The sequence below is a fragment of the Selenomonas sp. genome (assembly GCF_057272215.1).
This window is the reverse complement of record NZ_DBHIUY010000006.1, coordinates 172,635-186,908: the sequence shown is the minus strand read 5'-3', so window position 1 is coordinate 186,908 and position 14,274 is coordinate 172,635. Positions and strand designations below refer to the sequence as shown.

The following is a 14,274-nucleotide window of genomic DNA, read 5'->3' as shown; positions in this document are numbered from 1 at the left end:
CATCTTTATAGGCTTGACAATTATTCTCAATTCCTTTATACTAATGGCGTAAGGTTGATTGATATTCATTTATTTGTATAAAAGAAAGGAAGAATAGTTATGAGCAGCGTGGTGATTCTCGGAGGGAACGAGTGTATGGAGTGCCGATATAGGGAGGCGTGCAAGAGCTGCGGCTTCAAGGCGAAGGTGTTCCCGAAGATGTGCCGCGACCTCAGACGCAAGATCGGCTCGCCCGACCTCATCATTCTCTTCACGAGTACGGCTTCGCATCAGCTTGCCATGCACGCGCAGGAAGAGGCGAAAAAGTGCAACGCAAAGATTGCGTTCTGCCACTCCGCAAGCATGGCGGCGCTGCAGAACGTCCTCGCTGAACATTCCGCGTGAGATGAATATGAGGCTGGCTATCATGAGACGATGTCGTGCAGAGACGTCTTGACGACTTTTCAAATCCGCAAAAGCGCAGGAGAGCGCTTCTGCGGATTTTTTTGTGTCGTGCTTTCTTCGTCGGCAGTTCCTCGGCAGCATCTGGCTGTGTGTCTGTCTATTTAGCCAATTCGAACAAGAAATTTGTACCGATTTGGCGTAATTCATTTTATTAGTAATTATTTATAATCGGAATGATTTTCCAATCTTTAGCAAAGAAAATGAGAATATTTACAAATTAACAGAAAAAGTCTAAGTGCTGTCGTATTTTCTTGACACACTGAAACATATAGGGTATCATTATCCCTGCAATGAAGCGGATTCAGTTTCATTGTCGTTCTCATTGAAAGGTTTTTTGCAGTAATTGGAGGTATGAAAGATGACGTTGAAAGACGGAAAGACGGGGATGTCTCTTCGCGTCGACAAAGTGGGAGATTCGGAGCTTAAGCAGCGTTTGATGACGATGGGGCTGATCCCGGGCACGCGCATCAAGGTGCTGCCGTCGGCGCCGATGGGCGATCCGATGGCGATCGGGCTTCGCTCGTACAATCTGGCGCTTCGTCGCGCCGATGCGGAGAAGATTGAAGTGACGGAAATCAAGGAAGGAGCGGGAGCCTGATGAGCACCATGAGCGTCGCCCTGACGGGCAACCCGAATACAGGTAAATCAACGATATTTAACGAATTGACGGGCATGCGCCAGAAGATCGGCAACTGGCCGGGCGTCACCGTCGATAAGAAGATGGGCGTCGTCAACTACAAAGATCGCGTGATCACGGTCGTCGATCTGCCCGGCACCTACAGCATCAATGCGCGTTCGGCAGAGGAGCAGGTCGTCATCGACTACTTCAAGACGACGATGCCCGACCTCGCCGTCGATGTCATTGACTCGTCGAACATCGAGCGCAACCTCTTCCTCACGGTGCAGCTCCTCGAAGAGGGCATTCCGCTCCTCATCGACCTCAACATGCAGGACGAGGCGGAGAGAAAGGGCATCCGCATCAATATCCAGAAGCTCGAAGAAGCTCTCGGTATGCCCGTCGTGCAGACGGTCGGCAGGAGCAAGAAGAGCATCCAGAAGCTCGTCGAAATCTTCACGACGACCGTCATGTCGAACTATCGTCCGAGCGCGATGGTCGAAGAGCATAAGGCGAAAGCGACGGAACTCAAGAAGAGCGGCCTTTCCGCCGAAGAACTCGACGAAAAGCTCATCGAGCTGCGCTATGATCTCATCGACAAGATCATGAAGAAGGCAGTCGTCGTCGGAAACGTCGGCTTGTCGACCTCGGAGAAAATCGACCGCGTGCTTGCGAACGGCGTCTTGGCGCTGCCGATTCTCCTCGGCATCCTCTACCTGATGTTCTGTATCGCCTTCACATGGATCGGGCAGCCGCTCGCGGATGCCGTCGGCGACTGGATCGGCGGCGACTTCACCGACTGGATCAATGACGCGATGGAATCGGCGGGCGTCGCCGAATGGCTGAAGTCCCTGATTGCAGACGGTATCGTCGCGGGTGTCGGCAACGTCATCAACTTCGTGCCGCTCATTTTCACCTTGTTCTTCATGCTGTCCTTCCTCGACGGCACGGGATATATGGCGCGCGTCGCCTTCATCATGGATCCGATCATGCGCCGTGTCGGCCTCACGGGCAAGGGCATCATGCCTCTGATGGTCGGCTTCGGCTGCGGCGTGCCTTCGATCATGGGTGCGCGTGCGCTCGATTCGGAAAAGGACAGGCTCACGTCGATCCTCATCACGCCTTTTTTGACGTGCTCGGCGAAGCTGCCGATCATGGCGCTCTTCGCTGCGATGTTCTTCCCCGATAATGCCGCGAACGTCGTCTTCTCGATGTACATCGTCGGCGTCGTCGTCGCCATCATCATGGCGAAGGTCTTGGGCATCACGGCGTTCAAGGATCAGGGATCGACGTTCCTCCTCGAACTGCCGCCGTACCGTATGCCGGACATGAAGACGGTGCTCCTGGAGACTTGGGACAAGGGCAAGGGCTACCTCGTCAAAGCCGGTACGATCATCTTCGCGATGAGCGTTGGCATCTGGTTCTTGTCGAATTACAATGCGGACGGCGCTACGGATGAGATGAGCGAATCCTTCCTCGCCTCGATCGGCGGCGGCATGAGCCATCTCTTCGCGCTGCATGGCTTCGAGACTTGGGAGTCGGGCGCGGCTGTCGTCACGGGCATCATGGCGAAGGAATCCGTCGTTTCGACCCTCGGCATCCTCTATGGCGTCGGCGACGTCTCGACCGAGGCGGAGGATGCTGCGGATACGGCGGCGCAGTTCGCCGGCACGATGGGCACGGCATTCACGGCGGCGTCGGCGCTCGCCTTCATGGTATTCTCGCAGCTCTACACGCCGTGCATGACGTCGCTCGGCACGATCAAGAAGGAGACGGGCAAGTGGAGCTGGATGCTCTTCGCCGCCCTCTATACCTTCGGCGTCGCCTGGGTCGTCTCGCTTCTCGTCTACTGGGGAGCCTGCGCCTTCGGCATGAACGGCTAGGGAAGCGATGGGCGAAAGCCGTCCGTGCTTCTCTGCCTCCTGAAAGGAGATCTTCGCCATGGCAAGCATCATTGTCGGCGCGATTGTCGCCGTCTTGCTCTTCTTCGCTCTGCGCCATGTCTATCACAATGTGAAGGCGGGCAAGGAGGATTGCTGCGGCGGCAGCTGCAGCGGCGGCTGCGGTGGCTGCGGCGGGAGCTGCAGCGCGGAGCAGCAAAAATAAATCGCGACTCTTATCGTATGGGAGAAGCCCGACGTGCGTTTCTGCATGTCGGGCTTCTTTGTATGCGTATGTCCGGCCATGCCTAAAGTGCAGTCGGAACGAAAAACTGTCAAGAAGCGGGTGAAGTGATCCTGCCTCTGCCTATGGCGTTGATGAGCCGTCGGTCGGATGGCGTGCATAGCGTCGCGAAAGCCGACGAATCTTTGACGAGGGCGTTTCTATGGCTATATGTTGCAGATACAGAGATGCAATAGGATAATATGCTCATGCTAATGAAAGTATAAAAAGTACAAAAAGAGAAAATATTTATATTTTTATAAAAAAGCTTGCAAAGAAAGCATAAATGTGCTATCCTATTCTACGTAGGAAATACAGCCTAAGAAAATATACAAGAGTCATACTTGTCCCGACATGTGTTGTAAGAAAATCGACAGGCTTCTCGGGAAATGTGTCTGTCTGGAAAGTCTTTCTTCACAAACATGAAATCTTTTGTATATGGCGGCTTGCATTTTTGTCGCCGGACCTCAGAGGTCAGTCCTCGATCAGGTACCTTCGCAGGGCGGGATATCCGCTGCTGCCGGGCGCGCTTCCTATGGTCGTTTGGGCAGAGCCGGAATATCTTTCTAGGGGCATTGTTCAGTACATCGGGCTCCGCAGGCTTTGTCGGACGAATTTTACTGTCGCTTCTTTCGCAGGGGATGTTCGTGATTTGCGTGGACTGCTGCAGCTCCCGTCGGAGAGAAGTGAACAGGATGCAGCTGAAAAGGCGGTGACCTTTTTCGATCGGGGCGGGGCGCTCTGTCCCGGTTAGCTGCACTCGGCGTCCTTTTTGGACCTTTTTCATGAAGCTTCCTCCTGCCTCTTTCTTTGTCTTTGTAGATGGTTTATAATGAAGAAGGAAAGAGAGGAGGAGAGCATCATGAATCTGAGAAAGACGATGCTTATCGGCGCCGTTTTGCTGACGGTTCTCGCTGCTGCGGCGTACAGCCTGCAGGGGACGTTTGCCAGGCATACGGGCGGTCCGCGTGTACTTGTGGCGTATTTTTCACATGCTGGTGAAAATTACGCCGTTGGTCGTGTCGAGAAGGGCAGTACAGCAGCGATGGCTGAGATGATCGCCGAAGAAACGGGCGGCGATCTTTTTGAAATTAAGCCGAAGAATGATTATCCCGAACGGCTCAAAGATGTTCTTGAGACCGCACGGCGGGAACAGAAGGAAAACGCGCGTCCGGAGCTTGCGGAAAATGTGAGGAATCTCGCGGACTACGATGTGATTTTTCTCGGCTATCCGGTTTGGTGCAGCGATATGCCGATGCCGGTTTATACATTTTTGGAAACCAACGATTTTAGCGGCAAGACGATTATACCGTTTGCAACGGCCTTGTCCGACAGCTTGACGGGCAATGAGAATAACATTCCGGATCATGCCAAAGGGGCGAAGGTTTTGAACGGCATCGGTCTGGAAGGAAAGTTTGTCCATGATACGCCCAGACTTGCCGCGCCGATGGTCAGTGAATGGCTGGAAAATGTCGGTTGGAAGAATGTTGGCAAGACGGTCGATTAGAAGTCTCGAAGGAAGGGTTATTTTTTCCTCTTAAACTACGATATATATGTATATGCTCGTCACGGATGGGGCATTTTGAAGAGAAAGCTGGGAGGAATGAACATGGATGTAACAGCGATGAGCAAGATGGCGTATGCCATGAGCCAAAATGCAGCGAAGGCGCCGAATGGAGCGGAGCGTGTGCAGACGGCGCCGGGGGTGAAGCCTGCGGGTGCAGGCGCAGCGGCGCCCGCGGCAAAGGATGCAGGCGCCGCCTATGATGTGAAGATTTCCGACAGAGCGAAGCAGAAAGCTGCCGATGCGAAAGCCGCTGAAGAGCAGGAGCCGAAGAACGGCAAGGCGAAAGGCTTGACCGCCGATGAGGTCAAGGCGCTGCAGGCTGATATCGACAACAGCTACAATATCCTTATTAAGACGATGACGGAGCAGAATGCGAAGCTTCAGGCATGGCAGAAGGATGGCGTAGGTTTCTTGAATTTTGACGGCAGGAAGGTTTCGACAGCGCAGTTTGCGCTGCCCAATGTTGCGACGACGCCGGAAGAAGCCGCGAAAGCCGTCGCTGACGGCGGTGACTGGTCCGTGGGCGCTGTCGCCGACCGCATCATGAGCATGGCGACCTCGATTGCAGGCGACGATCCGAAGAAGCTCGAAGCCATGCGCACTGCCGTGCAGCAGGGCTTCAAGCAGGCGGGTATAGACTTCACGAAGATGACGGGCAAGAAGGATATGCCTGAGATCACGGGCAAGACCTACGACGAGATCATGGGACGCTTCGACAAGCTTGTGAAGAAGGACGACGCAGCAAAAGGCGCGGACAAGGTACAGCAGCCGCAGGACGCACAACAGAAGAAAGCGGCGGGCGCACAGCTCTAAATTGTAGAAGATCAAGCCGATATGCGGGATGGACACGCATATCGGCTTTTTGGTGTGCGCATACGTCGGTCTCTTCATGGACTTTTTCCATAAAAAATGCTATACTACTTTAGCTAGATATTATTTCGACTATATTTTTGGGGTGAGAGTGTGGATTTTGGCGAGGGGAAGATCGTTCCTGTAAATCTCGCAAGTGAGATGAAGAATTCCTATATCGACTACGCTATGAGCGTCATCGTCGCCCGCGCCCTGCCGGATGTGCGCGACGGTCTGAAACCTGTGCATCGCCGCATCCTTTACGCGATGCAGGAAGCGGGCATGGGGTCGGGCAAGCCGTACAAGAAGTCGGCGCGTATCGTCGGTGAAGTCCTCGGTAAGTACCACCCGCATGGCGACAGCTCTGTCTACGACGCTATCGTGCGCATGGCGCAGGACTTTTCCATGCGCTACATGCTCGCCGACGGGCATGGTAACTTCGGCTCGGTCGACGGTGATCCGGCGGCTGCCATGCGCTATACCGAGGTGCGCATGTCGAAGGTCGCGGAGCTTATGCTGCAGGACATCGACAAGGAGACGGTGGATTTTGCGCCGAACTACGACGAGTCCTTGAAGGAGCCGACCGTGCTGCCGGCGAAGTTTCCGCAGCTTCTCGCGAACGGCACTTCGGGCATTGCCGTCGGCATGGCGACGAACATCCCGCCGCACAATATGCGCGAGGTCATCGACGGCACTTTGATGCTCATTGATCGTCCCGATACCACGGTCGAGGAACTCATGACGGTCATCAAGGGACCGGACTTCCCGACGGCGGGACTGATTCTCGGCACGGAGGGCATCCGTCAGGCGTATACGACAGGGCGCGGCGTCATCAAGCTTCGCGCGCGCGTACACATCGAGACGACGTCGAGCGGCCGCTCACGCATCATCGTGACGGAGCTGCCCTATCAGGTGAACAAGGCGCGTCTCGTCGAGAAGATCGCCGAGCTTGTGCGCGACAAGGCGATCGAGGGCGTCACGGCTTTGAACGACGAGTCCGACCGCAGCGGCATGCGCATCGTCATCGACGTGCGCCGTGACGCGAACGCCAATGTCATCTTGAATCAGCTCTACAAGCACACGCAGCTGCAGGACAGCTTCGGCGTCATCATGCTCGCGCTCGTCGACGGCAGCCCGCGCGTACTCACCTTGAAAGAGGTGCTGCATTACTACATCAAGCACCAGCAGGACGTCATCACGCGGCGCACGAAGTACGAACTGGCGAAAGCCGAAGCCCGCGCCCATATCCTCGAAGGTCTGACCATCGCGCTCGACCATCTCGACGCCGTCATCACGACGATTCGCGAGAGCCGTACGGCAGACATCGCACGCGAGCGCCTCATGGAAGGTTTCAAGCTCAGCGAGAAGCAGGCGCAGGCGATCCTCGATTTGCGCCTGCAGCGTCTGACGGGACTGGAGCGCGAGAAGATCGAAGAAGAGTACCGGGAGGTCTTGAAGATGATCGACTGGCTCAAATCCGTCCTCGCCGATGAGGGCAAGATCGACAAGATCATCAAGGACGAACTTCTTGCCGTGCGCGAGAAGTACGGCGACGACCGCCGCACGGAGATCACGATCGACACATCCGCGATCAACGTCGAGGATCTCATCGCGCAGGAAGACGTCGTCATCACGCTCACGCACAACAACTACATCAAGCGTATGCCGCTCGATACCTATCGCCGCCAGAAGCGCGGCGGCGTGGGTGTGACAGGCATGGGCACGAAGGAAGCCGACTTCGTCGAGAATATCCTCGTGACGACGACGCATCACACGATCCTCTTCTTCACGAACCGTGGGCGCGTCCATTGTCTCAAGGCGTACGAGATCAACGAAGCGAGCCGACAGGCGAAGGGCACGGCGATCATCAACCTGCTGCAGCTGGAGAGTGAGGAGAAGATCACGGCGGTCATTCAGGTCAAGGAGTTCCTGCCTGAACGCTACCTCTTTATGGCGACGAAGAAGGGCATTGTGAAAAAGACGAGCCTTTCCGAATTCCAAGCGATCCGCAGGGGCGGTCTCAATGCGATCAACCTCGACGAGGACGACGACCTCATCGGCGTAAAGTTTACGGACGGCACGAAGCAGGTCATTCTCGGCACGGCGAGCGGCATGGCGGTCGCTTTCACCGAAGACGATGTGCGCTCGATGGGACGCATGGCGCGCGGCGTCAAGGGCATCAACCTGAAGGCGGGCGATGTGGTCGTCGGCATGGACAACCTCGCGCGAAACGCGGAGGTCTTGACCATCACGGCGGACGGCTATGGCAAGCGCACGGAGACGAGCGAATATCGCCTGCAGACGCGCGGCGGCAAGGGTCTCATCAACATGAAGGTCACGGAAAAGACCGGCTCCGTCGTTGGACTCAAGGTCGTGCGTCCGGGGCAGGAACTGATCCTCATCACGACGGATGGCATCGTCATTCGCACGAAAGTGGATGAGATCTCTGTCATCAGCCGCAATACGCAGGGCGTCAAGATCATACGCCTCGGCGAAGGCGACAAGGTGGCGTCGTTCGCTGCGATGGAGCAGAAGAACAACTGAGATGGGAAAGTCGATTACGCTTGCCGGAGTTTCTGTCGAGCTTGAACGAAAGCCCATCAAGAATATGTACCTGCGTGTTCTGTCCCCCGATGGCAGAATACACTTGAGCGCGCCAAAGCGTGCGACGCTCGCTGAACTCGTGCGCTTTGTCGCCAAGCATACGGCATGGATCGAGGAAAAGCGGGCGAAGATCGCTGTACATTCGGAGACTGCTGCTCGCCGCTTTTTGAGCGGCGAGCGTTTCTACGTCTGGGGAGAGCCGCTGCGGCTCGCGGTGAAATTCGGACGCGCGTCGAACTTCGTCCTGCGCGACGGCAGCCGGCTCATCTTGAGCGTCAAAGCGCGGGAAGCCGAGAGCAGACCCGCCGAGCGCGAAGCGATTCTCAACGAATGGTATCGCCGCGAGCTCGCACGCGCCGTGCCGCCCCTTTTGGCGCGTGCCGAGACGGTCGTCGGCAAGAGCGCTGCCGAATGGCGCATCAAGAACATGAAAACGAAGTGGGGAACATGCAGCATCCATGCGCGTCGTATATGGCTGAATCTTCAGCTTGCCAAGTATCCGATCATCTGTCTGGAATATATCATCATCCATGAGCTTACGCACCTTTGGGAACGATATCACAATGCACACTTCAAGAGCCTCATGGACGAGTTTTGTCCCGATTGGCGCGAGCGAAAAAAACTCGTCAATACGCCGCTTGTATGAAAAATGAGGAAGAGCCGCCTGCCGTTTGTACGGTGAGGCGGCTCTTTGCAGCATTTCTTAGGCGTAATACATGCTTGCGTTGATGGAAGCGGCGAGGTCGAGTTTGTCCTTGAGCTTGAGCTTCTTCGGCTCGTTCTCATAGTAGGTGATGCGGCGTTTGATGAACTGCGTGTCGATGTTGCCTGTGCGGAAGTAGCTGTCCTCAAGGATCTTCTGGTGCAGAGCGATCGTCGTCTTGACGCCTTCGATGCGGAACTCACTTAGGGCGCGTTCCATGATTTTGATAGCGTCGCCGCGCGTTCTGCCGTGGACGATGACCTTGGCGATGAGCGAGTCGTACCACGGCTCAATCGTCAGTCCCGTCGTCACGCCGCTGTCGAAGCGCACGCGCGGACCGCTCGGCTCGTGCATGAAAGTGATGAGCCCCGGAGACGGCAGGAAGTTGTTGTCGGGATCTTCCGCATTGATGCGGCACTCGATGGCATGACCGCGGATCTTGATGTTTTTCTGCATGAGTCCTAGAGGCTCGCCGTCGGCGATTTGGATCTGGCGGCGCACGATGTCAACGCCCGTGACGGCTTCTGTGATGGCGTGCTCGACTTGGATGCGCGGGTTGATTTCCATGAAGTAGAATTCGTTGTTAGCGAGATCCAAGAGAAATTCGACCGTACCGGCGTTCGAGTAGTGGACGCTCTTCGCCGCCTTGATGGCGAGGCGGCCGATCTCAAGGCGCATTTCCTCTGTGAGCGCGATGGACGGCGACTCTTCGAGGAGCTTTTGATTGCGGCGCTGCAGCGAGCATTCGCGCTCGCCGAGGAAGAGCACTGTGCCGTAGTTGTCGGCGAGGATCTGCGCTTCGATGTGACGCGAGTGCTCGATATAGTGCTCGAAGTAATGGACGACTTTCTTGAGATCGACGAGCTGCAAGATGTTTTTGAGATCTTCTTCCGTATAGGCGACGAACATGCCTTTGCCGCCGCCGCCGGATACGGGCTTCAAGATAACGGGGTAGCCGACTTCCGCCGCTGCCTTCAAGGCCATCTCGTTGTTTTCGAGCGGGGCGCTGCCTTTTGACATCGGGATGCCCGACGGCGCTATGGCGGCACGCGCTGCATCCTTGTCGCCGACGAGACGCAGGGTTTCAGCCAGGGGGCCGATCCAGACGATGCCTGCCTTTGTGACCATATCGGCGAAGTCGGCGTCTTCGGAGAGGAAGCCGTAGCCCGGATGGATGGCTTCGGACTTCGTCTTGATCGCTGCTTCAAGCACGGCTTCTTTATTCAGATAGCTTTCTGTCGCATCGGCGGGACCGACGCGGTAGGTAAGGTCGGCGAGCTGGACATGCAGGGCGTTCTTATCGGCGTCAGAGTAGATGGCGACCGCCTCGATGCCGAGTTCTTGACAGGCGCGAATGACACGGACAGCGATTTCGCCGCGGTTGGCGATGAGGATCCTTTTGAACATAAGTGCAGCCTCCTGTTCAGTGCTTGGATGCGTATATTCCAAACGATAACTTTTACTTATCGACGATAGCTTATATCTATCGTGACAGACATATTCTAGCACGGGGGACAAGGTTTTTCAATGAAAAGAAGCGTGGTTCTTATGGATTTTCCTGTGTATTTTTCATATTGTATATTATTGAAGAATATTTTGAAGTTTTAAGAAGCGCTGCTAAAACGAAGTCGTCCGGATGTGTGAAGATGAGGGATCGAATCTGTCAGAGCGCTCCTTAGCCGCGCGTTCGTAAATTCTCGGCTTTAGGGGATTGAGACGGAGCATACCTTTCTGCTACAATATGTTCAAGGAAAGCGAGGAGGAGCAAATGACGGACATTGTGGCGGAGAAGCTCAAGCTGCTGCCGGATTCGCCGGGCGTTTACATCATGAAGGACGCGAAGGGGCGCATCATCTATGTCGGCAAGGCGGTCGTCTTGAAGAATCGTGTGCGGCAGTACTTCCAGAGCGGCAAGCATCAAGCGCCGAAGGTGCGTGCTATGGTGGCGAAAATCGCCGATTTTGAAACGATTCTCACACATTCGGAGGTCGAAGCGCTGATTTTGGAATGCAATCTCATCAAGAAGCATCGCCCGCGCTATAATGTCAGTCTCAAGGACGACAAGAGCTACCCCTATCTCAAGGTCACGTTTGCCGATGAGTATCCGCGCGTCGTGGTCACACGGCGCGTCACAAAGGATGGCTCGCGCTACTTCGGCCCCTATACCTCGGCGGGCGCGATGCACGAGAGCGTCAAGCTTCTGCGGCGGCTCTTCCCGCTGCGCACCTGCAAGAATATGAAGGTCGAGCGTCCGTGCTTGGAGTACCATATCAAGCGCTGCCTTGCGCCGTGCTGTGAGCCGGTGGACAAAGATGAGTACGGTGCGATGATTCGTGAGGTTTGCCTTTTCCTCGAAGGGCGGACAGAGCAGGTGGAAAAAGAGCTGTCGCGCCGCATGACGGATGCGGCGGACGATTACGACTTCGAGCGTGCGGCGCGTCTGCGCGATCAGCTCGCCGCCGTGCGCAAGGTAGCGGAGAAGCAGAATATCGTGACGGGGTCGGGCGATCAGGATGCCGTCGGCATGGCGCGATCCGGGCTGGGCGCCGTCGTCATGGTATTCCTCATTCGCGCGGGCAAGATGGTCGGGCGCGAGCATTTCCTGCTTTCGGGCAGCGAGGAGGAAACGGACGAGGCGCTGCTTTCGGCATTTTTGAAGCAGTACTATCACCGCGCGGCGTTCGTACCGCGTGAGATTTTGCTGCCGTTTCCCATTGAGGAGACGGAACTGTTGGAGAGTTGGCTCGCCGAGCGTAAGGGCGCAAAGGTGGCGCTCGCCGTGCCGCAGCGCGGCACGAAGCACGACGTCGTCGAGATGGTACGCTCCAATGCCGAAAAGTTTCTCGCGGACGAGGCGGCGCGCATCGAGCAGGCGAACGATCAGACGCTTGGCGCGGTTCGAGAGCTTGGACGCTACCTCGGGCTCAAGGAAGAGCCGATGCGTATGGAGTGCTTCGACATCTCGCACAATCAAGGCTCGGAGACGGTCGCCTCGATGGTCGTCTTTGAGGGCGGCCTGCCGAAGAAGTCCGACTATCGGCGCTTCAAGATCCGAAGCGCCGAGGGAAAGCCCGACGATTTCCTCTCGATGCGCGAGGTGACGCAAAGGCGCTATGGCAAGCTCAGCGAAGACGAGCTGCCCGACCTCATCATCATCGACGGCGGCAAGGGACAGCTTTCGTCCGCACTGGAGATCATTCGCGGCGCGGGGCATCTCGATGTACCCGTCGTCGGCCTTGCCAAGCAGTTCGAGTACATCTTCACCGAGGGCAGCTCCGATCCCGTCATACTGCCGCGCCGCAGCCAGGCGCTCTACCTCATCGAGCGCATCCGCGATGAGGCGCACCGCTTCGCCATCACCTACCACCGCAAACTGCGCGGTAAGCGCAACCTCGTCTCCGTGCTCGACCATATCGCGGGCATCGGCCCCAAGCGGCGCAAGGCGCTCTGGAATCACTTCGGCACGATCGCGAAGATCAAGGCGGCGAGCGTCGAGGAGCTTGCTGCCGTCGACGGTATGACGCTTCCCGCAGCCGAAGCCGTGAAGAACTTTTTCTTAGCGCAGGAGAAGATGCTTGCGGGGGAGGAATAGCAAGTTTCCATGCGGAAAAGGCATGATTTAGACAGTCTTTACGGGCTGTCTTTTTTTGTGCGTGAAACACGATGCTTTTTCCGCGCAGCGTGCGAAGAGCATCGTGTGATAATCGGAAGTGCGTGAGGTGAGAAGCCCGTTGACGATGTCTATGGCTAAAATTGCGCCTGAGATGTTCTTTTTCGCGTCCTTTAGGCGATTGAGGTAGAGTGGAACGGCTTTGGGAAGAGCGAGCGTATGCGTTCGATAGATATAGCATAGATAGTGTCCGCCCGCGATGTAGCTTGTTTCCTCCGGCAGGTGATGCTCGGGATGGTCAATCTTGAGAAAGTAGGACGGAGCTGAAAAATCTTGATTTCGGATATCGTTTTCGTCATACAGTGCGCCTAGAAAGAAGTGAGGCCAATGATTTTGATGAAAGCCCTTGAGGAAAAATTTGTTGGCGATATTCGTTTCGTTTCCCATCATGGATGTGATTTTCAGCTTCGGTGAGCGCAGGATGAAATGTTCAGGAAAATAGGCTGTGAACAAGGTTTCCGGGGCGTGCCGTTTATAGAAATCAAAGTAATAGGATAAATTGGCAATGGTTGCCTGCAGCGCCTGCAGCTCGCGGATGCGTTCTTCCAAGTTGCCGTAGATTTGGCGATACGTTTCTAGGGTGACGTCGAGATCGTTTTCAGACAAAAGTTTTTTGATGTCGGCAAGATACGTATGGGAGCGCACGCCGAAGAGGATGCGCGTGAGCTGCAGCGCTTGCTCCGGACGATAGTAGCGGTAGCGATTTTCGCCGACGTAAGCGGGCTTCAATATATCAATGCGGTCGTAATGTTTGAGCGTGTCGATGGGGGTGTGCGTCAGGGCGCTGAATTCCTTGATTGTCATGAGCGATGTATCTTTTTCTGCCATGGATGAATCCCTCCGTTAGAATGCGGGCTGCTTGGAAAAGGAATCATGCCGTTTCGCATGACGGCTGAAGATGTCCTGAACGGTTATACGAAGCGGGCGATGCCGCAGCTTTCCGAGTAGGTGCCATGCTGCGCCGTGCATGAGGGTATCGGTTCGCCGTAGCAGCAGATGTGGTCGTGATAGTATTTCTGCGGGAATTTGCTTCGCAGATTCTTCGGGAGTTTTTGATACATTGCATGGGTGAAGAGGCTGTCGGGGAAATGCTGTGTGCCTGCGACTTTGGCGAGGAGCAGGGCGCGTTCCTGCACTTCGCCGAGGCGGATATCGTCGCCAAAGAGGCGATGTTTCGCGTAAGCGGCGCTGTATTGCAGCGTGCCGCAGTCGGCAGCCGCAGCCGCCTGCACGGGAAGAGCGGCTGCTTCTTGGAAGCGTCGCGTCTTGTCGCGGCAGATCTTCTTGATGCTTCGGGCAGCGGTATATACGTCGCGGATCCCGTTCTTGTCGGCGGAAAAGGTGAGGAGGATATGATTGGCGTGCTGGTCGATTTTGCGGCATGTTGCCAAGGTCTCGCCATAGTCGATGACAGCGGCGAGGACGAGGAAAAAGAGCGTGGCAAAGAGCGGGTTGCGTGTGAAATTTGTGCTGCTTTGCGGTGAAAAAATGCGGGCGCACAAGATGGCGGCTTCGACCGTTTTGAGGATGGGCAGATCGGATAACGGTTTTTGGGAAGATGACATGAGAAATCCTTTCATACAGCTATTGACATGTGAGTTACTCACGACTTTATAATAGCATACAGGGTGAAGCATGACAAGACGCGAGGAGGCGGC

12 protein-coding genes are annotated in these 14,274 nt (G+C 55.8%); 9 read left to right on the top strand and 3 right to left on the bottom strand.

Features of this window, described 5'->3' with window-relative positions:
- Positions 1 to 99 precede the first annotated feature (99 nt).
- The 8 genes from ACO5Z0_RS07325 (at position 100) to ACO5Z0_RS07290 (ending at position 8,889) form a co-directional block, all read left to right on the top strand.
- Positions 100 to 384, top strand: coding sequence for a DUF2325 domain-containing protein (locus ACO5Z0_RS07325; protein ID WP_037369648.1), 285 nt, complete (start codon positions 100 to 102; stop codon positions 382 to 384).
- A 418-nt stretch (positions 385 to 802) separates the two neighbouring features.
- Positions 803 to 1,042, top strand: coding sequence for a FeoA family protein (locus ACO5Z0_RS07320; RefSeq protein WP_009645483.1), 240 nt, complete (start codon positions 803 to 805; stop codon positions 1,040 to 1,042).
- Positions 1,042 to 2,943, top strand: coding sequence for a ferrous iron transport protein B (gene feoB, locus ACO5Z0_RS07315; protein ID WP_485649745.1), 1,902 nt, complete (start codon positions 1,042 to 1,044; stop codon positions 2,941 to 2,943). Before ACO5Z0_RS07320 ends, feoB begins: the two co-directional genes overlap by 1 nt.
- A 58-nt stretch (positions 2,944 to 3,001) precedes the next feature.
- Positions 3,002 to 3,166 carry a FeoB-associated Cys-rich membrane protein gene (locus tag ACO5Z0_RS07310; protein ID WP_442672383.1) on the top strand — a complete coding sequence of 55 codons (165 nt, stop codon included), beginning with the start codon at positions 3,002 to 3,004 and terminating at the stop codon, positions 3,164 to 3,166.
- A 919-nt stretch (positions 3,167 to 4,085) separates the two neighbouring features.
- Positions 4,086 to 4,730 (top strand): flavodoxin, encoded by a 645-nt coding sequence (locus tag ACO5Z0_RS07305; protein WP_485649744.1) that lies wholly within the window; start codon positions 4,086 to 4,088, stop codon positions 4,728 to 4,730.
- Positions 4,731 to 4,832: 102 nt separating this feature from the next.
- Complete coding sequence (locus ACO5Z0_RS07300) at positions 4,833 to 5,603, top strand: hypothetical protein (protein ID WP_485649743.1); 771 nt, start codon at positions 4,833 to 4,835, stop codon at positions 5,601 to 5,603.
- A gap of 150 nt (positions 5,604 to 5,753) precedes the next feature.
- Positions 5,754 to 8,183: a DNA gyrase subunit A gene (gyrA, locus tag ACO5Z0_RS07295; protein ID WP_485649742.1), complete on the top strand. Its 2,430-nt coding sequence runs from the start codon at positions 5,754 to 5,756 to the stop codon at positions 8,181 to 8,183.
- Between the two features lies 1 nt (position 8,184).
- Positions 8,185 to 8,889, top strand: a complete 705-nt coding sequence (locus ACO5Z0_RS07290) for a M48 family metallopeptidase (RefSeq protein ID WP_485649741.1) — start codon at positions 8,185 to 8,187, stop codon at positions 8,887 to 8,889.
- Positions 8,890 to 8,946: 57 nt separating this feature from the next.
- On the opposite strand, the gene ACO5Z0_RS07285 is transcribed toward ACO5Z0_RS07290, so the two are convergent.
- Positions 8,947 to 10,353: an acetyl-CoA carboxylase biotin carboxylase subunit gene (locus ACO5Z0_RS07285; protein WP_442676178.1), complete on the bottom strand. Its 1,407-nt coding sequence runs from the start codon at positions 10,351 to 10,353 to the stop codon at positions 8,947 to 8,949.
- Positions 10,354 to 10,714: 361 nt separating this feature from the next.
- Between ACO5Z0_RS07285 and uvrC the strand changes: the two genes are divergently transcribed.
- Positions 10,715 to 12,538 (top strand): excinuclease ABC subunit UvrC, encoded by a 1,824-nt coding sequence (gene uvrC / locus ACO5Z0_RS07280; protein WP_485649740.1) that lies wholly within the window; start codon positions 10,715 to 10,717, stop codon positions 12,536 to 12,538.
- Between the two features lie 27 nt (positions 12,539 to 12,565).
- Here uvrC and ACO5Z0_RS07275 read toward each other — a convergent pair whose 3' ends face one another.
- Both ACO5Z0_RS07275 and ACO5Z0_RS07270 read right to left on the bottom strand, forming a co-directional pair.
- The gene (locus tag ACO5Z0_RS07275; protein ID WP_485649739.1) at positions 12,566 to 13,444 is read right to left on the bottom strand and encodes a MerR family transcriptional regulator; all 879 of its coding nucleotides are present in this window, start codon (positions 13,442 to 13,444) and stop codon (positions 12,566 to 12,568) included.
- A gap of 83 nt (positions 13,445 to 13,527) precedes the next feature.
- On the bottom strand, positions 13,528 to 14,196 hold the full coding sequence (locus tag ACO5Z0_RS07270; protein ID WP_485649738.1) for a hypothetical protein: 669 nt from the start codon (positions 14,194 to 14,196) through the stop codon (positions 13,528 to 13,530).
- Positions 14,197 to 14,274 lie beyond the last annotated feature (78 nt).

Excerpts from the sequence above, each read along its gene's own strand:
- ACO5Z0_RS07325 (WP_037369648.1), top strand. The coding sequence starts at position 100 with ATGAGCAGCGTGGTGATTCTCGGAGGGAACGAGTGTATGGAGTGCCGA.
- ACO5Z0_RS07310 (WP_442672383.1), top strand. The coding sequence starts at position 3,002 with ATGGCAAGCATCATTGTCGGCGCGATTGTCGCCGTCTTGCTCTTCTTC.
- ACO5Z0_RS07305 (WP_485649744.1), top strand. The coding sequence starts at position 4,086 with ATGAATCTGAGAAAGACGATGCTTATCGGCGCCGTTTTGCTGACGGTT.
- ACO5Z0_RS07320 (WP_009645483.1), top strand. The coding sequence starts at position 803 with ATGACGTTGAAAGACGGAAAGACGGGGATGTCTCTTCGCGTCGACAAA.
- uvrC (WP_485649740.1), top strand. The coding sequence starts at position 10,715 with ATGACGGACATTGTGGCGGAGAAGCTCAAGCTGCTGCCGGATTCGCCG.
- feoB (WP_485649745.1), top strand. The coding sequence starts at position 1,042 with ATGAGCACCATGAGCGTCGCCCTGACGGGCAACCCGAATACAGGTAAA.
- ACO5Z0_RS07290 (WP_485649741.1), top strand. The coding sequence starts at position 8,185 with ATGGGAAAGTCGATTACGCTTGCCGGAGTTTCTGTCGAGCTTGAACGA.
- ACO5Z0_RS07285 (WP_442676178.1), bottom strand. The coding sequence starts at position 10,353 with ATGTTCAAAAGGATCCTCATCGCCAACCGCGGCGAAATCGCTGTCCGT.
- ACO5Z0_RS07270 (WP_485649738.1), bottom strand. The coding sequence starts at position 14,196 with ATGAAAGGATTTCTCATGTCATCTTCCCAAAAACCGTTATCCGATCTG.
- ACO5Z0_RS07300 (WP_485649743.1), top strand. The coding sequence starts at position 4,833 with ATGGATGTAACAGCGATGAGCAAGATGGCGTATGCCATGAGCCAAAAT.
- ACO5Z0_RS07275 (WP_485649739.1), bottom strand. The coding sequence starts at position 13,444 with ATGGCAGAAAAAGATACATCGCTCATGACAATCAAGGAATTCAGCGCC.